The organism is Kocuria marina (assembly GCA_014652975.1).
In the GTDB taxonomy this organism is placed as follows: Bacteria; Actinomycetota; Actinomycetes; order Actinomycetales; family Micrococcaceae; genus Kocuria; species Kocuria marina.
Genome location: BMZV01000004.1, coordinates 226,792 through 247,058, shown reverse-complemented (window position 1 = coordinate 247,058; position 20,267 = coordinate 226,792). Strand labels below are relative to the sequence as shown.

At 71.9% G+C, this 20,267-nt stretch carries 12 protein-coding genes and 1 pseudogene; 9 read left to right on the top strand and 4 right to left on the bottom strand.

Features of this window, described 5'->3' with window-relative positions; all coding sequences use genetic code 11:
• The 5 genes from IE157_RS10585 (at position 1) to hemL (ending at position 5,525) form a co-directional block, all read left to right on the top strand.
• Positions 1-1,206 carry a ferrochelatase gene (locus IE157_RS10585; protein WP_193519927.1) on the top strand — a complete coding sequence of 402 codons (1,206 nt, stop codon included), beginning with the start codon at positions 1-3 and terminating at the stop codon, positions 1,204-1,206.
• Positions 1,203-2,147, top strand: a complete 945-nt coding sequence (gene hemC / locus IE157_RS10580) for a hydroxymethylbilane synthase (RefSeq protein WP_064846086.1) — start codon at positions 1,203-1,205, stop codon at positions 2,145-2,147. Before IE157_RS10585 ends, hemC begins: the two co-directional genes overlap by 4 nt.
• Positions 2,144-3,100, top strand: coding sequence for a uroporphyrinogen-III synthase (locus tag IE157_RS10575; RefSeq protein WP_064846087.1), 957 nt, complete (start codon positions 2,144-2,146; stop codon positions 3,098-3,100). Before hemC ends, IE157_RS10575 begins: the two co-directional genes overlap by 4 nt.
• A 16-nt stretch (positions 3,101-3,116) precedes the next feature.
• Positions 3,117-4,124, top strand: coding sequence for a porphobilinogen synthase (hemB, locus tag IE157_RS10570; protein WP_064846088.1), 1,008 nt, complete (start codon positions 3,117-3,119; stop codon positions 4,122-4,124).
• 81 nt (positions 4,125-4,205) lie between these two features.
• On the top strand, positions 4,206-5,525 hold the full coding sequence (gene hemL, locus IE157_RS10565) for a glutamate-1-semialdehyde 2,1-aminomutase (protein WP_064846089.1): 1,320 nt from the start codon (positions 4,206-4,208) through the stop codon (positions 5,523-5,525).
• A 148-nt stretch (positions 5,526-5,673) separates the two neighbouring features.
• Here hemL and IE157_RS10560 read toward each other — a convergent pair.
• Positions 5,674-6,357: pseudogene (locus tag IE157_RS10560) on the bottom strand (exonuclease domain-containing protein); the annotation flags it as partial.
• Positions 6,358-6,729: 372 nt separating this feature from the next.
• On the opposite strand from IE157_RS10560, the gene IE157_RS10555 reads away from it, so the two are divergent.
• Together IE157_RS10555 and IE157_RS10550 are read left to right on the top strand one after the other, a co-directional pair.
• Entirely contained in the window at positions 6,730-10,275 is a 3,546-nt protein-coding gene (locus tag IE157_RS10555) for an ATP-dependent DNA helicase (protein ID WP_193519926.1), read from the top strand.
• On the top strand, positions 10,272-13,796 hold the full coding sequence (locus IE157_RS10550; RefSeq protein WP_193519925.1) for an ATP-dependent DNA helicase: 3,525 nt from the start codon (positions 10,272-10,274) through the stop codon (positions 13,794-13,796). Before IE157_RS10555 ends, IE157_RS10550 begins: the two co-directional genes overlap by 4 nt.
• Here the strand turns inward: IE157_RS10550 and IE157_RS10545 are convergent.
• Positions 13,709-14,947: a macrolide 2'-phosphotransferase gene (locus IE157_RS10545; RefSeq protein WP_318281436.1), complete on the bottom strand. Its 1,239-nt coding sequence runs from the start codon at positions 14,945-14,947 to the stop codon at positions 13,709-13,711. The genes IE157_RS10550 and IE157_RS10545 overlap by 88 nt on opposite strands.
• A gap of 85 nt (positions 14,948-15,032) precedes the next feature.
• Here IE157_RS10545 and nudC point away from each other — a divergent pair, with 85 nt between their 5' ends.
• Both nudC and IE157_RS10535 read left to right on the top strand, forming a co-directional pair.
• On the top strand, positions 15,033-16,007 hold the full coding sequence (gene nudC, locus IE157_RS10540) for an NAD(+) diphosphatase (protein ID WP_193519924.1): 975 nt from the start codon (positions 15,033-15,035) through the stop codon (positions 16,005-16,007).
• Entirely contained in the window at positions 16,004-17,794 is a 1,791-nt protein-coding gene (locus IE157_RS10535) for an ATP-dependent helicase (RefSeq protein WP_098053948.1), read from the top strand. The genes nudC and IE157_RS10535 overlap by 4 nt, the downstream gene beginning before the upstream one ends.
• Before the next feature lie 45 nt (positions 17,795-17,839).
• Here IE157_RS10535 and IE157_RS10530 read toward each other — a convergent pair whose 3' ends face one another.
• Entirely contained in the window at positions 17,840-18,661 is an 822-nt protein-coding gene (locus tag IE157_RS10530) for an alpha/beta fold hydrolase (RefSeq protein ID WP_197493103.1), read from the bottom strand.
• On the bottom strand, positions 18,658-20,136 hold the full coding sequence (locus IE157_RS10525; protein WP_064846094.1) for a flavin-containing monooxygenase: 1,479 nt from the start codon (positions 20,134-20,136) through the stop codon (positions 18,658-18,660). Before IE157_RS10525 ends, IE157_RS10530 begins: the two co-directional genes overlap by 4 nt.
• Positions 20,137-20,267 lie beyond the last annotated feature (131 nt).

Sequence of the window (20,267 nt, the reverse complement as noted above, 5' to 3'; positions counted from 1 at the left end):
ATGACTGACACCCGAGAGACCAATGCCCTGAGTGCCGAGCGCGCCAACGCGCCGCGCAGCTTCGACGCCCTGATCCTCTCCTCCTTCGGCGGGCCGGAGGGTCAGGAGGACGTGATCCCGTTCCTGCGCAACGTCACGCGCGGCCGCGGCATCCCGGACGAGCGGCTCGAGGAGGTGGCCACCCACTACCGTGCGAACGGCGGCGTGAGCCCCATCAACGCCCAGAACCGGGCGCTGCGCGATGCGCTCGAGGCCGAGCTGCGGCGTCGTGGTGTGGAGCTGCCCGTGCTGCTCGCCAACCGCAACTGGGACCCGTACGTGGCGGACGTTCTGCGCGAGAGCCACGAGCGCGGGTACCGGGACCTGCTGGTGCTCGCCACGAGCGCGTACTCCGGGTACTCCAGCTGCCGCCAGTACCGGGAGGACTACGGCGTGGGCCTGGAGGAGACGGGGCTGCAGGACGAGCTGCACGTGGAGAAGATCCGGCAGTACTACGACTCCGAGGGCTTCCTGCGCCCGTACGCCACCAAGCTGCGGGACTCGCTGCTCGCCCTGCGCGAGCGTACTGACGGACCCGTGCGCGTGCTGTTCACCACCCACTCCGTGCCCATGACGGACGCCAACGCGGCCGGCTCCCAGCGGATGAGCTTCGAGGGGGACTCCGCCTACGTGGCGCAGCACCTTGCGGCCGCGCGCTGGATCGTGGAGCAGGTGGGCGAGCCCATGAACGGGGTGGAGTGGGAGCTCGTGTACCAGTCCCGCTCCGGGCCCCCGCAGGTCCCGTGGCTCGAACCGGACATCTGCGACGTCATCGAGGAGCTGCCTGGCAAGGGCGTCACCGGCGTGGCCGTGGTGCCCCTGGGCTTCGTCTCGGACCACATGGAGGTGCTCTGGGACCTCGACACCGAGGCCCGTGACGCCGCGGCCGAGGCCGGCCTGGAGTTCGAGCGCATCCCCACCGCCGGCACCGATCCCGAGTTCGTGGCCGCGCTCGCGGACCTCGTGGAGCAGCGGCTGGGCACGCCCACCGCGCCCCCGCGGGTATCCGCGTGCGCCCAGGGCACGTGGTTCGACACGTGCGCCCCGGACTGCTGCGTGAAGGTGCTGCGCGGCCAGAGCGAACCCCGCCCCACGATCGCCCAGCGGCCCGTCGGCGAGCCGATCCCCGTGGGGCTCGACGAGAACGGCGAGGTGATCCACCGGTGAGTGGACCCGTGTTCAGGGTGGGCACCCGAGGCTCGCAGCTGGCCATGACCCAGAGCCGGTGGGCGGCCGAGGCCGTCTCCCGTGCCGGGGGCATCGACCACGAGCTGGTCACCGTGCGCACCGAGGGCGACGTGCTCACCGGGCCGCTGTCCCAGTTGGGCGGTACAGGGGTCTTCGCCACGGCGTTGCGGTCCCAGGTGCTCGATGGCGCCGTGGACCTGGCCGTGCACTCCCTCAAGGACCTGCCCACCGCGGCGGTCACGGGGCTCACCATTGCCGCGCTGCCGCAGCGTGAGGACCCGCGGGACGCCCTGTGCGCCCGTGACGGTCTGACCCTCGACGAACTGCCGGAGGGCGCGGCCGTGGGCACGGGCTCGCCGCGGCGCGTCGCGCAGTTGCGCGCGCTGCGCCCCGACCTGCGCATCGTGGACATCCGCGGCAACGTGGGCACGCGGCTCAACCGCGTGGCTCCCGGGGACCCGGGGGACCTCGACGCGGTGGTGCTCGCGGCGTCGGGCCTCAAGCGCCTGGGCCTCGAGGGGCGGATCACCGAGTACCTGGATCCGCACCGGATGCTGCCGGCCCCGGGCCAGGGTGCGCTCGCGCTCGAGGTCTCGGCGGAACTCGCGGCGGACTCGGGTCTCGCGACCGGTCTGGCCGCGGTGGACCACCTGCCCACGCGGCTCGCGGTCACCGCGGAGCGCTCGGTGCTGGCTCGTCTCGAGGCGGGCTGCGCCGCACCTGTGGGAACCTTCGCACGCCTCGTGGACGGTGATCTCGAACTGGACGTCGTCGTGGCGAATCCGGACGGCTCCGAGGTCATGCGCCGCACGGAGTCCGCGCCGGAACCCTCGGTCGAGGCCGCGCGGGCTCTCGGTCAGCGGGTCGCGGAGGACCTGTTGGCCCACGGCGCGGACCGGTTGGCACGGTTGAGCCTGTGACCGCGGCGCGCGTGCTCATCACCCGCGACCCCGCTTCCGCGAGCGCCCTGGCGGTGCTGCTGCGGGAACGCGGGTACGAGCCGTGCGCCTCGCCCCTGCTCGAGGCCCAGTTGCCGTCGGACGTGGAATCACTGCGGGAGCTGCTGGCCGAGGCCACCGGCCCGAGCGGTCCCACGTGGTTGTGCGTGACGTCCGCGACCACGGTGGCGGCGCTTGCCGCGGTCGCCCCCACCCCGCAGTGGGGTGCCGCGCTCGACGCCGCTCGGCGGCCCTCCGCTCGTCACCGCACCGAGGCCGGTGAGCCCGCGCTGCGGGTCGCCGCGGTGGGCGAGGCGACCGTCCGCGCGCTGGGGGAGTATGGTGTGGGCGTGGATTTCGTCCCCGCGCGCGTCTCGAGCGCGGCGGGCATGCTCGCCGAGTGGCCCGAGGAGCACCCGGGTGCATCCGGGGCCCCGGTGCGGGCCCTCGTGCCGGTCTCGGCGCTCGCGTCCGACGCCCTCGTGAGCGGACTGCGGGAGCGGGGGTACGACGTCGTGCGGATCACCGCGTACGACACCGTCCCGGCCCCGGCGGACCGCCCGCTGCGCGCCCCCGGTGCCGGGACCGCAACCACACCGGAAGCCCCCGAGGAATGGGGCGCCGACGCCGCTCGGGCCGCGTGCGCGTCCGGTGAGCTGGCCGCGGTGGTGGTCACGGCGCCGTCGCGCGCGGACGCCCTGCTGGAGGGCATGACGCCCGCGGCCGCCACGGCGTGGATCGCGATCGGGGAACCGACCGCCCGCGCGCTGCGGGCCCGCGGAGTCGACCCGATGACCTCCGCGCAACCGACCCCAGCGGCCCTGGCCGACGCCGTATCGCGGGCGCTGGGTGAGCCGGACACTTCGGCGCCGGAGCGGGACGGTCACGCCGAGCCCGCAACGACCCGCCCCGTGACGACTCAAAGATTTCGATGATCAGGAGATGTGAACCATGACCGACCATGACGTGTCGTACGACCTCGTGTCACGGCCCCGCAGACTGCGCAGTACCCCGGCCATGCGCCGGTTCACCGCGGAGACCCGCGTGACGCCGTCCGAGCTGATCCTGCCCGTGTTCGTCAAGGAAGGACTCGACGAGCCGCAGCCCCTGGCCTCGATGCCCGGTGTGGTGCAGCACAACATGGACTCTCTCAAGCGCGCGGCCGCCGAAGCCGTGGAGCTGGGGCTGGGCGGCTTCATGTTGTTCGGGATCCCGCAGACCCGCGACGCAGAGGGCTCCGCCGCGCTGGACCCGGACGGCATTCTCAACCGCGGGATCCGTGCCGTGCGTGACGAGGTGGGGGACGACATCGTGGTCATGTCGGACCTGTGCCTGGACGAGTTCACCGATCACGGCCACTGCGGCGTGCTGGATGATCAGGGCCGCGTGGACAACGATCGCACCCTGGAGATCTACGGCCGCATGGGCCTGGCCCAGGCCGAGGCCGGCGCCCACATGCTGGGACCCTCCGGGATGATGGACGGCCAGGTGGGCGTGATCCGCGCGGCACTGGACGCTGCGGGCCGCGAGGACGTGTCGATCCTCGCCTACAGCGCCAAGTACTCGTCCGCGTTCTACGGCCCGTTCCGTGAAGCCGTGGACTCCACGCTCACGGGTGACCGCAAAACCTATCAGATGGATCCTGCGAACCGCCGGGAGGCCCTGCTGGAGCTGCAGCTGGACCTGGACGAGGGCGCGGACATGGTCATGGTCAAGCCGGCCATGAGCTATCTGGACATCCTGCGCGAGGTCGCGGACGCGTCCCCCGTGCCGGTCTCGGCGTACCAGATCTCGGGTGAGTACGCGATGATCGAGGCCGCCGCGGCGAACGGCTGGATCAACCGCGACGCCGCGATCCGCGAGTCCGTGCTGTCCATCAAGCGCGCCGGGGCCAACTCGATCCTGACCTACTACGCGACCGAGCTCGCCCGCTGGTTCCATGAGGAGAACGGCAGGTAACCCCAGAACCCCCGCGCCCGCGCCGTCGCGCGGCACGGTCTCACCGGGAGAGCCTCCCGGCGAAAGGAATGAAGTGATCTCATGAGTGTTTCGCAAGAACTGTTCGACCGCGCCCAGCGCGTCATGCCCGGGGGCGTCAACTCGCCCGTGCGCGCGTTCAACTCCGTGGGCGGTACCCCGCCGTTCATCGCCGCGGCCAAGGGCCCGTACCTCACGGACGTGGACGGGCGCGAGTACGTGGACCTGGTGTGCTCGTGGGGCCCCGCGCTGATCGGTCACGCGCATCCCGTGGTCACGGAGGCCGTCCACGAGGCCGTGGAGCGCGGTCTCGGTTTCGGCGCCACCACGCGCGGTGAGACCGAACTCGCCGAGCTCGTGGTGGACCGCGTGGCCCCGCTCGAGGAGATCCGCATGGTCTCCACGGGCACCGAGGCCACCATGACGGCGCTGCGCCTGGCCCGCGGGTTCACGGGCCGCGACCTGGTGGTCAAGTTCGCCGGGTGCTACCACGGTCACGTGGATTCGCTCCTGTCGGAGGCCGGTTCCGGTGTCGCGACCCTGGCCCTGCCGGGTTCCGCGGGAGTCACCGAGGCCACCGCCGCCCAGACGCTCGTGGTGGCCTACAACGACGTCGCGGCGCTCGAGACCGTCTTCGCCGAGCACCCCGGTGAGATCGCCGCGGTGATCACCGAGGCCGCTCCGTGCAACATGGGCGTGGTCACCCCGGAGAACGACTTCAACGAGCACATCCGTCGGATCACCCGGGACAACGGCGCCCTGATGATTCTGGACGAGGTGCTCACGGGCTTCCGCGTCCACGAGGCCGGGTACTGGGGGCTCAGCAACCAGAACGGCGAGGACTGGGTCCCGGACCTGTTCACGTTCGGCAAGGTCATCGGCGGGGGACTGCCCACCGCCGCACTGGGCGGGCGCCGCGAGATCATGGAGTACCTGGCCCCCATGGGCCCGGTGTACCAGGCGGGCACGCTGTCCGGGAACCCCGTGGCTATGGCCGCGGGGATCGCGACGCTCAAGTGCGCGGACCGGATCGCGTATCAGACCATCGACCGCCGTTCCGAGCAGCTGCAGGCGGGGGTGCACGAGGCCCTCGATGCCGCCGGGGTCGATCACTCGATCCAGGTGGCCGGCAACCTGTTCTCGGTGGCCTTCGGGACCGGTGCCCGCGGGGTGCACGACTACGCGGACGCCAAGGCTCAGGAGAGCTTCCGGTACACGCCGTTCTTCCACTCCATGCTGGATGCCGGGGTCTACCTCCCGCCCTCGGTCTTCGAGGCGTGGTTCCTCTCCGCGGCGCACGACGATTCGGCCATGGACCGGATCCTCTCGGCCCTTCCCGCCGCGGCTCGTGCGGCAGCGGAGGCTCGACCCGCCGAAGGCTGATCCGCTCCGCCTTTTTTGTACGCCTTTTCCTGTACGACGACGGCGCGGCGCCGCCCGGGTGGTTCCCGGCGGTGCCGCGCCGTCGTCGTTGCGCAGTGCGACGGCCGCGGTCGTGCGCGTGACGGTCGCTGTAGTGGTGCGGGTGGGGTCAGGGGTGCGGGTGGACGGGCCACGTGCCGTCCACCACGGCCTCGGGATCTCGGCGCCGGAAGTACTCCTGCAACGACGCCGCTTGCTCGGCTGCCCAGCCGATCTGCAGTTCGTGCAGCTCTTCCGCGGGTCGTTCGAGCTCTGCGAACCGTTCGACCAGGGCGGTGGCGAGCCGCTCGGTGGCCAGCGCGTCCGCCGCGGAGGTGTGTGCGGCATCCAGGACCACGCCGTACTCCTCGCACAGTGCGCCCAGCGTCCGCTTGCCGCGGCGGTAGCGGTGCACCTGCTTGTTGAGCACGAACGGGTCCAGCACGGGCATCGGGGCCGGGGCGGGCAGACCGTGGCGCTCGCTCTCTCTCGCGAGGACCGTGAGGTCGTAGGCGGCGTTGAATGCGAGCACCGGGATCCCCGCGCGCCACAGCCCGCTCAGCACGTCGTGCAGTTGCGCGGTGACCTCCGCGGCGGGGCGGCCCTCGGCGCGGGCCCGTTCGGTCGTGACGCCGTGGACCGCGGCGGCCTCCGCGGGGATCTCGATCCCGGGATCGGCGAGCCACTCCCATTCCCGCGTCACGGTCCCAGTGGCGTCCACGAGGACCACCGACGCCGTCACGATCCTCGCCTCCTGCGGATCCCGCCCCGTGGTCTCGAGGTCGAACGCCGCGCGCTCGCCGGCGGTCCACGACGGCGCGGCGCCGACCTCCCTGCGAGCCGCCCCGTGGGGGACGGTTGCTGCGGTCGCCGCGGGCTCGACGGCGTCGTCGCCGGCGGTCTGTGCTACTTCGGACGCGCGGTCGCGTGAGGGCGCGGAGCGGGTGTCGGCAGCGTTGTCCCGCGTGAGTTCAGACCCGGGCTCGGGCGCGGCGTCGAACAGCGTGGGCTGCTCGGGCTGCGGCGCGGCGGGCTCCTCGGGGTCCGCCGCGGGTGGCGGGGACGGCACGTCGAAGAGTGCGGGCTGATCGGTGTCACCTGTGTCGTGCGGGGAAGCCATGCGACCACGGTACCGGTCGGTGCGCGGGCCGTTATGCGTGTCGGATGACCGTGATGTGATCACCACATGCGAACGCAGCGTGAACCGTCCTGGCGCGTCCTGCCGCCCCGCGGCGTCGAATCCGGCGGGGCGGACCCGGAGCTGGACCCCGCGCAACGCACCGTCGTGGAGCTACCGGCCGACCACGGGCCGGTCCTCGTGCTGGGAGCGCCCGGGACGGGGCGCAGCACGGTGACCGTGGAGGGTGCGGTGCGACGGATCGTCGAGGGAGCCGATCCGCAGCGCCTGCTCGTGCTCGCGCCATCGCGTGAACTGGCGGCCACGCTGCGGGACGAGATCAGCCGCCGTGCGCGCGCGACCATCAGCACGCCGCTCGTACGCGCGTGGCAGGCGTACGCGTTCGACGTCCTGCGCCGCGCACAGGCCCAGGACCTGTTGCCCGGGGTCACCACCACACCGGTGTTGTTGTCCGGGCCGGAACAGGACGCGTTCCTCGCGGAGATGATGCGCGGGCACGCTGCCGGGTACGGCAGCCCCGTGGTGTGGCCCGCGGAACTCGATCAGGCGCTCGGCACGCGCGGCTTCCGCGGCGAATTGCGCGAGCTGTTCGACCGCATGAACGAATACCGCATGGCGCCCGACGTCCTGGCGCGCTGGGCGCAACCCCTCGGTCGCCCCGAGTGGCGCAGCGCGGCGGCGTTCCGCGCCGAGTACCAGCAGATCCGCGCCCTGCGCATGCCCAACGCCTTCGACCCGTCCGAGCTCGTGGACCGCGCGGCCCGCGTCCTCGAGGAGAATCCGGATTTCCTCGCCCGGGAACAGGACCGGTTGGACGTCGTGCTCGTGGACGACCTCCAGGACGCCACCCCGTCCGCCCACCGGCTCATCGGGGTGCTCACCCGGGGCCGGGACGCCGTGTTCACCGCCAATCCGGACACCACCGTCCAGGGGTTCCGCGGCGCCCGCCCGGACCTGTTGCGCACGCTCGAGGACCGGGTGGGCACCCCCGCTCGGCCACTGCAGCGCTTACAGCTAGGCACGAGTCACCGCATGCCGCTGCGGGTCAACGAGGCGTGGCAGCGCGTGGCGCGGGCCATCTCGGTCGTGCCGGGGGCCCGGGTCCAGCGGGCTCCCGAGCAACCCCGTGCGACCGAGCACATCGCCTCCCAGGCAACCGATGCCGACACAGCCGACGACCTCCATGCCCCCGACGACGTCCACCCTGCCGACGACGCCGCAGCGCCGGGTTCGGTGCGCGCGACGCTCTTCGATTCGCCCACGGCCCAGGCGCGCTGGTGCGCGGACCACTTCTTGCGTTTGCATGTTTTGCACGGTGTGCCCTACCGGGACATGGCGGTGATCGTGCGCAGCGGTTCCCAATTGTCGGCGCTGACCCGGCAGCTGTCGGCGCTGGGCGTGCCCACGACCACGTCCGCCGCCGAGACCCCCTTGCGGGAGGAACCCGCGGTGATCCCGCTGCTGCATGCCCTGCGCTTGTTGCTCGCGGCGCAGGATGCGGTCGCGGAACCGGACGGAGCACTTGATCAGGAAGCACAGGAGGCCGGCCCGGGCCGGGGTGGGCAACCGGGCGACGATCCCGATTCCGCTTCCGGAACGTCGATGGAAGGCTCGGAGGCCGAGGACGCGGACCGTGAGCGGGCCGCCCACCGATCCATGCTCACGGCCAGTGCCGCGGTGGCCCTGTTGACGTCGCGGATCGGCGGGGCGTCCCCCATGGAGGTGCGCCGGATCCGCCAGAAACTGCGCGGTTACGAGCTGCGTACCGGGGGTGGACGCACGAGCGACGACCTCCTCGTCCAGGCGCTCGCGGACGGTGTGTTGCTCGAGCTCGCGGAGGTGCACTCGGATTCCGCGGCGCGCGTCGCTGACATGCTCCAGGCCGGTCAGGAGGCGCTGGACGAGCCCGGCGCCACCGCTGAATCCGTGTTGTGGGCCCTGTGGGACGCGTCCGGGGTCGCACCGCGCTGGCGGCGTCGTGCCCTGGCCGGGGGAGCGGAGGCCGTGCGGGCGGACCGGGACCTGGACGCCGTCGTCGGACTGTTCGAGGCCGCCGAGCGGTTCGTGGACCAGGTCCCGGGCGCCACGGCACGGGCGTTCATGGACTACATGGACCACCAGGAGTTGCCCATGGACACCCTGGCGGCCCGAGCACCGGCGGAGGACAACGTCTCGGTGATGACCCCCGCGGGGTCGGCGGGTCGGCAGTGGGCGCACGTGGTCGTCGCCGGGGTGCAACAGGGGGTGTGGCCCAACACCGCCCTGCGCGGTCAGTTGCTGGGAACGGACGTGCTCACCGACGCCCTGGACCACGGGCCGGAACAGGCCACACGGTTGAGCGCGGTGGACCGGTTGCGGCAGGTGCGCTTCGACGAACTGCGGCAGTTCGCCACGGCCGTCTCCCGCGCCACGGCCGGCCTCACGGTCACCGCGGTGGCCAGCCAGGACGAGCAACCGTCCGAGTTCGTGGACCTCGTGGCCGGTGGGAGCCGCGACGATCCCGGCATCTCCGTCGAGGAACTGAGCGCACCCGAACCCCTCACGTTGCGCCAGCTCACGGGTGCGCTGCGCCGCACCGTGCAGCAACCGGACGCGGCCGCCCACGAACGAGAGGCCGCCGCGCGTCTGCTGCATGATTTCGCCGCCCTCGCAGAGCCCGTGCCGGGTGCCGCGCCCGAGCAGTGGTGGGGCCGCAACGCTTTGTCCACCGAGGACGCGCTGTTCGCACCGGACGAGGCGGTACGCGTCTCCCCGTCCACGATCGAGACGATCCACCGCAGCCCGCTCGACTGGTTCGTGAGCGAGGCCCATGCCACCGAGGTGACCGATCTGCGGCGCAGCCTGGGAACGCTCGTGCACGACATCGCCGAGCGACTCCCGGACGCCGACAGCGTCGAGTTGATCGCGCACCTGCGCCGCCGCTGGCCCTCCCTGGGCATGCCCCACGGCTGGACGGGGGAGCAGGAGCTCGAACGCGCGGAGAAGATGTTGCGTAAGTTCGCGCAATACTCGCGGGAGATGCGCTCCGAGCACGGGCGCGAGCTCGTCTCCGTGGAGGGCAGTTTCGAGGTCCTGGTGCGCAGCGAGGCCCGGGACGCCCTGCTGACCGGGCGCGTGGACCGGCTGGAGGTGGACGCCCACGGGCGCCACGTCGTCGTGGATCTCAAGACCGGCAAACACCAGCCGACCAAGAAGGACATCCCCGAGCACCCGCAGCTGGGCGCGTATCAGGTGGCCTTGCAGGCCGGCGCCGGGCGGGCCATGCAGGAGGCCTCCCGCACCGAGGATCTGCATGAGACCCGACGTCCGGAGCGCATCGAGCTGCCCGAGGGCGCCGTGTCCGCCCAACCAGGGGGAGCGCTGCTCGTCCAGCTCGGCAGCCCCGCGGCGTCGCCCGGTGTGCAAGTCCAGGACCCCCTGGACGAGGAACACCGCTGGGCGCGGGACCTCATCACGCAAGCGGCCCTCCTCGTGGCGGGCACGCGATTCGAAGCGCGGCACACCGCGGATCAGGAGGCCGGATTCGGGATCCGGTGCTCCGTCCCGTGGCTGTGTCCGCTGTGCGCCCAGGGAAGGCAGGTCACAGAGAAATGACCCAGCAGGATTCCGCCCCCCAGCCCCGCTCACCGCAGGAGGTCCGGTATTCCCCGTACGAAATCGCGGAGGCGCTCGGGGACTTCCCGCCCACCGAGCAACAGGCCGCGGTGATCGCGTCCCCGTTGACCCCACGACTGGTCGTGGCGGGCGCGGGCTCGGGTAAGACGACCACCATGTCCGATCGCGTCGCGTGGCTTGTGGCCAACGGGCTGGCCCGCCCGGACGAGATCCTCGGGGTCACCTTCACGCGCAAGGCCGCGGGCGAACTGTCCCAGCGGATCAACCAGAAGCTGCGGAACCTGCGCCGCGCGGGACTCATCGACGAACCCGAGGACGACAACGCCCCGGCCGCGGCGCAGGAGCCCACGGTCAGCACGTACCACTCCTACGCGAACTCGCTCGTACGCAGTTACGGGCTTCGGCTGGGCGTGGAAGCGGACACCGTCCTGCTCGGTCAGGCCCAGGCCTGGCAACTCGCACACGACCTCGTGCAGAGCTGGGACGGTCCGTTGCCCGCGACCGTGCCCGCCGCATCCACGCTCACCACGGGTCTCATGCAGTTGGCGTCCGAGGCCTCGGAGCACCTCGTGGAACCGCGCCGGATCCACGAGTTCGTGGGCCGGCTGCGTGCGATGTGCCTGGACACCCCTCCGGACGGGCGGAAGAAGTCCCCGGGGCGCAAGGTGCAGGACGCCGTGCGCCGGATGGAGCAGACCGAGGTCCTCGCGCAGCTCGTGGAGCGCTTCCGCGCGGCCAAGCGCGTGGACTCGGCGCTCGACTACGGTGATCTGCTGGCACTCGCGGCACGGATCGTGCGGATGGACCCCCACGCGCGCACGGTCGAGCGGGAACGCTTCTCGGTGGTCCTGCTGGACGAGTTCCAGGACACGTCCCACGCCCAGTTGGCCCTGTTCTCGGGATTGTTCGGGGAGGGGCACTGCGTCATGGCCGTGGGCGATCCCCAGCAGTCCATCTACGGCTTCCGGGGGGCGTCCTCCGGCCAGCTGTTCAGTTTCGTGGAGAACTTCCCGGTCCGGGGGTCCTCGGACGTGGAGCCGTCCCGGTTCGCGGACACGAGTTTCCTCACCACGGCGTGGCGCAACAGCCTCGCGGTCCTCGAGGTGGCGAACGCCGTGGCCGAGCCGCTGCGCACCCCGCCCGCGTGGAGCCGTTCCGCGGCCACGGTCGAGGTCCCGCCGCTGGACCCGGCGCCGGGTGCGGTGCGCGGTCGTGTGCGGGTGAGCCGCTACTTCACGGACACCGAGGAGGCCCAGGCCGTGGCCGCGTCGATCCACGACCAGCGGGCCGCGCATCAGGGCCAGGCCCCGGACGAGATGCCCACCATGGCCGTGCTGTGCCGCAAACGCGCGCAGTTCGAACCCCTGCGCCTGGAACTCGAAGCCCGGGACATCCCCTACGAAGTGGTCGGGCTGGGTGGGCTGTTGCACACCCCGGAGGTCGCCGACGTCGTCGCGATGCTCCACGTCCTCACCGATCCGGGCCGCTCGGATGCCCTCGCCCGATTGCTCGCCGGTGCCAGGTGGCGGCTGGGTGCACGCGACCTCGCGGCACTCGGCGACTGGGCCGCGGCCCTCGAGCGCGGCCACGAGCGGGCCGCGCGCGGCGAGGATCCGGAGCCCGCCGACGACGCGGCCACCACCGGCGAGAATGCCGAGGAGCCCGTGGTCATGGCGGACATCGTGGACCGCGCGAGCCTGATCGAGGCGCTCGAGACACTGCCCCCCGAGGGCTGGGTCTCCTCGCGCGGTCGCGGGATCAGTGCCGAGGGCGTGCGCCGGTTGCGCGCATTGCGCCGGGACGTGCGAGACCTGCGCAGTGTGCTCGGGGACGAGCTGACCACCGTGATCCACGAGGTCGAGACCGTGCTGGGCCTCGATATCGAACTCGCCGCGCTGCCCGGGGAGGATCCCGTGCGCGCGCGGCGCAACCTGGACGGCTTCCACGACCAGGCGGTCCAGTTCACGGCCACGACCCGCACGCACGACGTCGCCGCGTTCCTGGACTGGCTCGAGGCCGCGTCCCACGAAGAGAACGGCCTGGAACTTCCGCCCGCGTACACGCGCCGGGACGCCGTACAACTGCTCACGGTCCACGCCTCCAAGGGCCTCGAGTGGGACCACGTCTACGTCCCCGGGCTCAACAAGAACGACTTCCCCTCCAAGAAGTCCTCCGCGTGGACCCTGGAAGCGGCCAAGCTGCCGTGGCCGTTACGTGGCGACGCCGCTCAGTTGCCCCAGTGGGATGCGCGCGTCTCGGACGTGCGCGAACTCGAGAGTTCTTACGAGGAGTTCGCGGAGGACGTCGAACAGTACGACCTCGCCGAGGAACGTCGGTTGGCCTATGTCGCGTTCACGCGCGCCAAGTCCCTGCTCGAACTCTCCGGCAGCGTGTTCCGGGGCACCGCCCAGGAGGTCAAGGAGGCCTCACCGTTTTTGCTCGAAGCGCGGGAGTTGGTCGAGGGATCGAGCCCCGGTTTCGAGGCGGGTCCGTGGGCCGAGCCGGAACCGGATGCCACCAACCCGCAGCGGGACACCCGGGTCAGCGCGCTGTGGCCGTACGACCCCGTGGAGGGACCGGAACTCGTGCGCACCGAACGCTCCGCGGACGGCGAGCACATGGAAACCGTGATCGCTCCGGCACACCGAGGCCGCCGAGAGGTCATGGAACGCGCTGCCCGCGCCGTGGCCGAGCGCGGTTTCCCGGACACCCGCCAGCTCACGGACAAGGAGTTGGCACAGGGGCCCTCCGGTGACGTGGTTACGCGGTGGCGGCGCGAGGCCGAACTGTTGCTGGGTCGCCGCGCGGCGTCCGAGGAGGACCGCAGCGTGCACATGCCCTCCCACGTCTCGGCGTCCGCGCTCGTGGCCATGGACACCGATCCCGAGGGGTTCATCAGCAATCTGCGCCGACCCATGCCACGCAAACCGGGCTCCGCGGCCCGGGCGGGTACGGCGTTCCACACGTGGGTTGAGAACTACTTCGGGGACTCCGCGATTTTCGACGCGGACGAACTGCCCGGTTCCGACGACTACGTGGACGAGGACCTGGACCTGCCCCGGCTCGCCGAGACCTTCCGGAACAGCCCGTGGGCGTCTCTGGAGCCCTACGCGATCGAACTGCCCGTGGAGACCCCGGTGGGGTCGCTCACGGTGCGCGGTCGGATCGATGCCGTGTTCCGCACCGCGGACGGCTGGGAACTCGTGGACTGGAAAACAGGGCGAATCCCGCACGGTCGGGAGCTCAAGCGCAAGTCCGGGCAGCTCGCGCTGTACCGGTTGGCGTTCGCGCGGTTGCACGAGGTCCCGGTGGAGCTTGTGTCGGCGGCGTTCTACTACGTGGCCGCGGACCAGGTGGTGCGTCCCCACGACCTCGCGGACGAGACAGAACTCGAGGCCGTGGTGAGCTCGCTCTACGAGGTGGGCGTGACGGATCCGGACGCCGCGGAGGAACCGCCGGTGGAGGAACCGCCGGTGGAGGAGCCGCCCTCGCCGGAGTGATGGTCGGGGGACAAGCCGTAGTCGCTGGGGTGACCGTCCGGGGCGGAGTCGCCGTCGAGGGCGCGGCCGTCGGAGTCAGTGCGGTCCACCGAGTCGACGTCGGAGTCGCCGGCCCGATCCGCACCGGACGCGGCGGCCGACGCGGTCGAGGCGGGCGGCGGACCGGCCACCCCCGGGGACGGCGACGCGCTGGCCCGCACGTCCGCCGCGAGGGTCGTGAGCATCCGCTGGGCGTTGTCCACCATGGACGTGATGCCCCGGTCCACACCGCGCACGAGCCATTCCGCGAGCGCGAACTCGGCCTTGAGGTGCGCGCGGCGCAACAGATGGCGGTCCGGGGGTTGGACGGCCGCCACGGAGTAGGCCTCTATCACGGTGTCCGCGAACGCAGGGTCGGACATGCCCACGAGCCATGAGAAGTCCACGGCGGGATCGCCCACGTGCAGATCGCTCCACCCCGTGAAGGACGCGAGTGAACCGTGGTCCACGGTGATGTTGTCCTCGTGTAGGTCCCCGTGCACCACGCGCGTGGAGAACTGCCACAGCGTGGTGTCCTCGAGGGCCTCCTCCCACCGGCGCAATAGGTCCCCGGGGATCAGCCCCGTGGTCGCGGCCTGATCGAGATCGTGGAGCATGCGCTTGCGGCACTGTTCGGCGCTGTAGGCGGGCAGGTCCGCGTCCATCACGAGCGCACGGGGCAGAGAATGAAGGCACCCGAGCGAACGGCCCAGTTGCACGGCCAGGGGGGCGCGCGGCGTCGCACTCGGGGAGGGCGTGTGCACGGGAGGTTCGGGATGTTCGTTCTGCCGCTGGAACTCCCGCAGGCTAAGCGTGTGACCCGGCAGGTGCGAGTAGACAAAAGTGCGCAACCCGTCCTGCGCCACGGACCCCGCGACCGTGGGCAGGTGGAACGGCAACCGCGAGCGCACGGACGGGGTGAACGCCTGCAACACCAGGTGCTCGGTCTCCAGACGCATGCTCGCTTCGGTGTTCAGGGGACTGCGGACGCGCCAGCGGCGGCCCTCGGAGTCCTGGACCACGCACGAGCGGAAATCCGCGGCGTCGTCGGGAGAAGGACCGGTGGCCACAGGGGCCACCCCGGGCACGGCCGCGGCCGCGACGGCGGCCAGCAATTCGGGGGTCGTTCTCACCTCACCCACCCTACCGGCCTCGGCCCGGGGCGGGCTGTCCACCGCGGCCCGTGAGGATGTCCGGACCCCGGTCTACAGTGGTCGGATGATCTCATGCCAGGACCGTCCCGGCGCCGTCGCGCCCCTGCTCGACGACGCCCAGCTGCCCTTCGCCGGGCGCCCCTTCGACCGGGACGCAGTCGCCCGGGAGCACCGCGATCTCGTGGCTGAGGCGCTCGCCTCGCCCACCGCGCGGGTGCTCGTGCTGCGGGGCTCCCAGGCCCCCACGCGCGACGGCGCCCTGGTCCTCCCGCTCGTGGCGGAGGTCCCGGGACCCACGGATGATGCCGGCCGCCCGGACGTATACCTGGGCCGCCTGGCGGACGGCACCCAGGTGATCCTGCGCACCTTCCCCGAGGACACCCAGCTGTCCGGTCTCGACGGTGCCCGGTGGGAGGGGCTGCGCACGCTGGCCACCGTGGTGGACCCCGAGCAGACGTCGTTGCTCGTCACGGCGCAGGCGGTGGCCTTGTGGCACCGCGACCACCCGCGGTGTCCTCGCTGCGGGGCGCTCACGCAGAGCATCCGCTCCGGGTGGGCCCGGCGCTGCCCCGAGGACGACTCGCTGCACTTCCCCCGCACGGATCCAGCGGTCATCGTGGCGGTGGTCGAGGACGGCCCGGACCCGGCCTCGCAGCGCATCCTGCTGGGCCGCTCTGCGGCATGGGCCGGCAACATGTACTCCACGTTCGCAGGCTTCGTCGAGCCGGGGGAGTCCGCCGAGCAAGCGGTCGTGCGCGAGGTGCGCGAGGAGGCCGGGATCACGGTGGACACCGTGCAGTACCAGGGCTCTCAGCCGTGGCCGTTTCCCCGCTCCCTGATGCTGGGCTTCCGCGCCGTGGCCCACACGTCGGTGGCCGAGGCGGACGGCGAGGAGATCCTGGACGTCCGGTGGTTCACGCGCGAGCAGCTGCTCACGAGCACCCGCACCGGTGAGGTCACGCTGCCGGGGAGGGTGTCGATCGCGCACGCGCTGATCGTCAGCTGGCTGGGCGAGGACCTCCCGGGGACCGACTGGTGAGCGTGGAGCAGAGCGCCGAGGAGCGGATCCTCGGAGGCCTGGACCCGGAGCAGCGCGTGGTCGCGACCACACTGAACGGTCCGGTGTGCGTGCGCGCTGGAGCGGGCACCGGCAAGACGCGGGCCATCACCCACCGCATCGCGTGGGGCATCGCCTCGGGGGTCTATACCCCCCAGAAGACCCTGGCCCTGACCTTCACCGCGCGCGCCGCCAATGAGATGCGCCAGCGGCTGCGGGCCCTCGGGGCTCCCGGTGTGCAGGCCCGGACCTTCCACTCTGCCGCCCTGCGCCAGCTGCAGTACTTCTGGCCGCAGGCCGTGGGTGGGCCCCCGCCGGGGCTCGTGAACCACAAGGCGAGACTGATCACTGAGGCCGCCCAGGCCATGCGCCTGACCACGGACCGGGCGACCGTCCGGGACGTCGCGGCCGAGATCGAGTGGGCCAAGGTCTCCATGCACACCCCGGACACCTATCCGCAGGCGGCGGGCCAGCGGGACATGCCCGCGGGCTACGACGTCCGCACCATGCAGCGGCTCTACCAGTCCTACGAGGACCTCAAGGCGGACCGGCACCTGATCGACTTCGAGGACGTCCTGCTGATCACGGTGGGGATCCTGGAGGAGGACGAGCGGATCGCCGCGGCGGTGCACGCGCAGTACCGCCAGTTCGTGGTGGACGAGTACCAGGACGTCTCGCCCCTGCAGCAGCGGCTGCTGGACGCGTGGCTCGGCTCCCGGGACGATCTCTGCGTGGTGGGGGACGCCTCCCAGACCATCTACTCCTTCACGGGCGCCACGTCCCGGCACCTGCTGGAGTTCCCGTCCCGGTACCCCGGCGCGTCTGTGGTGGAGCTGATCCGCGACTACCGCTCCACCCCTCAGGTGGTCAACACCGCCAACCGGCTGCTGGCCGCGCGCCGTCCGTCCCTCACGTCCACCCCGGACACGTGGGCCACACCGCTGCGCCTGGTCTCCCAGCGCCCCGCGGGCCCCGAGCCCGCGTGGAACGAGTACCCGGACGACGAGGCCGAGGCCGCGGGCGTGGCCGTGCGGATCCAGGACCTGATCGACGACGGCGTGGCCCCGCACGAGATCGCCGTCCTGTTTCGCACCAACGGCCAGTCGCAGGCATTCGAAGCCGCACTCGCGGATGCGAACATCGGTTTCCAGCTGCGCGGCTCCGAACGGTTCTTCAACCGGCCCGAGATCCGGCAGGCCATCGTGCAGATCCGTTCCGCCGCACGCACGGCGGGCGCGGACCGCGCGGACGTCCCCCAGCAGGTGCGGGACATGCTCGGTTCGCTCGGCTACACGGAGCGGGCCCCGCGCTCCGACAGCGCCACGCGCGCCAAGTGGGAGTCCCTGCGTGCACTCGTCTCGCTCGCGGACACCATGGCCCGCCGCGCCGTGGCGGACGGCGAGACGCTGTCGCTCGCCGGTTTCGCGCAGGAGATCGAACGCCGTGCGACCACCCAGGAGGCCCCGGTGGTGGACGGGGTCACGCTCGCGTCCCTGCACTCGGCTAAGGGCCTGGAGTGGGATGCCGTGTTCCTCGTGGGGCTCTCCGAGGGACTCATGCCCATCAGCTTCGCCGACACCCCGGATGCCATGGACGAGGAGCGCCGGCTGCTCTACGTGGGGATCACCCGCGCGCGGGAGCACCTCGTGCTCTCGTGGTCGCTGTCCCGGACCCCGGGCGGTCGGCCCAACCGGGTCCGGTCCCGTTTCCTCGATGCTGTGCTGCCCCCCGCGCCGCGCACCCCGGCACGACGCCGCGGCGGCCGCTAAGCGGGTGCGGCCGAGGCCCGGCCGGGACCGGCCCGTGCGGCGTCGTCAGCTGCGCTCCGCGCTCGCCCAGAACTCGGTGGCCAGGCGGGCGAACTCGTCGGGCCGCTCGATCATGGGCCCGTGGCCGGTGTCGGGAAACCGGTGGCTGCGAGCCCCCAGGGCCTTCGCCCCGCGGGCGAGGTGACGGAAGGGCAGCACCGTGTCCTTGTCGCCCCACATGATGAACACGGGAACACCGGTGGCCCGCACGCGGGGGAGCAGCCGGCGCCGCCAGGGCCGCTTCACACCCGCGATCGAGCCGATCGAGCGCAGCATCTGCAGCATGGCCTCGGAGCCGCCGGGGCGCTGCGCGAGCTCGTAGCCGCGTTCCACGCGCTCGGGCGTGGCCAGGGCGGGGTCGTGGTACATGGCCCGCTCGGAGCGCAGCGCACCCTTGCGGCTCGGTGCCAGTGCGCGCTCGCCCACCCCGGGCAGCGCCGCGAGACGCAGGGCCGGGCTCACGCCCCGTCCGAATCCTGCGGAGTCCACGAGCAGCAGGCTGCGCACGAGTTCCGGGTGGTCGGCGGTGAGCTGCATGGCCACGGCCCCGCCCAGGGAGTTGCCGGCCACGTGGGCCGGCGCAATGCCCTGGGCGCGCACGAACTCCGCCACGCGGGAGGCGAGATTCGAGAGGCTCATGCCCTCGGTGGGGACCTCGGAGCCACCGAAGCCGGGGAGGTCCACGCTGATCACACGGTGCCGCGCGGCCAGACGCTCGTGCTGCTCGTCCCAGTCGGCCAGGCTGCGTCCGATCCCGTGGATCAGCAGCACCGGGGTGCCCTCACCGGTCTCGCGCCAGCTCAGCCCGTTCCACATCTGCGTGCTCACGCGCCCACCCCCGAGGCGGTGCGGGCGGGCACCGTGAACTCCAGTTGCTCGTCCTTCTCGGCACCCGGACGGAACAGCACCCGGTCCCGCAGGTAGTTCTGCCGCACGTTCCATGCCCCGTCGCGGCCCTGGCGGGGCAGCAGGTGCGCGCCACGCTGGATGTAGCCGGAGGCCAGGTCGATGAGCGGGCGCAGCCCGGTGCGGGGGCCGGAGTACCGGGGCGTGACGGCCACGGCACCCTCGCGGTCCATGCGGTCCAGCAGCCGCCGGAAGTACTCTGTGATCAGGTCCACGCGCAGGGTCCACGAGGAGTTCGTGTACCCGATGGCGAAGGCCATGTTGGGGACGCCGTCGAGCATCATGCCACGGTAGCTCACGCGCGCGGCCGGATCCACGGTCTCCCCGTCCACCACGAGATCCATGTTCCCAAGAAACTGCACGTTGAGCCCCGTGGCGGTGACGATCACGTCCGCCTGGAGGTGACGGCCCGAGCGCAGCTGGATGCCGTCCGCGGTGAAGCGTTCGATGGTGTCCGTGACCACCTCGGCGTGGTCCCCGCGCACAGCCTTGAAGAAGTCGCCGTCCGGTGCCGCGCACAGCCGCTGGTCCCACGGGTCGTACTCGGGGGTGAAGTGCTCGTCCACCGGGAAGGTGGGGCCCAGGTGCTTCACAGCCCCGCGGTGCAGCAGGTCCCGCATGGCCTGCGGTCGGCGGCGGCTGAACTCGTAGATGGCCATGGAGCGCACGATGTTGCGCCAGCGGTTGGCCTCCCCGGCCACGCGCGGCGGCAGCCACTTGCGCAGCTTGATGCCAGTCTCGTCCCTGCCGGGCACGGAGGCCACGTAGGACGGGGAGCGCTGCAGCATGCTCACGTGAGCGCCGCGGTCCGTGAGCGCGGGCACGAGGGTCACGGCGGTGGCGCCGCTGCCGATCACGACCACGCGACGGCCCGCCACGTCCAGGTCCTCCGGCCAGTGCTGCGGGTGGACCACGGTCCCCTCGAACTCGGACAGCGTGGGCCAGTCGGGGGTGAAGCCCTCGTCGTAGCGGTAGTAGCCCGTGGCCATGAACAGCCACCGGCCGGTGAGCTGCTCGGCCCCGCCCGTGTGGACGTCGCGGTGCGTGACGGTCCACGTGTGGGTTTCGGAGGACCACCGTGCCTGCTCGGCGCGCCGCCCGAACCGGATGTCCTTCGTGACGTCGGCCTCCTCGGCCGCCGAGTGGACGTAGTCGAGGATGGTGTCCCCAGTGGCCAGGCTGCGCTCTCCTGTCCAGGGGTGGCTGCGGTAGCCGAAGGTGGCCATGTCCGAGTCCGAGCGGATACCCGGGTACCGGAAGAGGTCCCACGTGCCGCCCATGTTCTCGCGCGCCTCGAGGATGCGGACGGTGCGGCCGGTGCCGGCGAGCTCCCGAGCGGCGCCGATGCCGGAGATCCCGGCACCGATGATGATCACGTCGACGTCCTGAGTGTCCATGTGGTTCTCCAACTTCCTTGCGGTCGCGCGCCCCGGTCGGATCCGGGTGGTGCAGCCGGTGCCCGACGGCGTTCCCGACGGGTACCGGCTCCGAAACCTCGCGGCGACGTGGCCGCTTCCAGTTCCCTGCA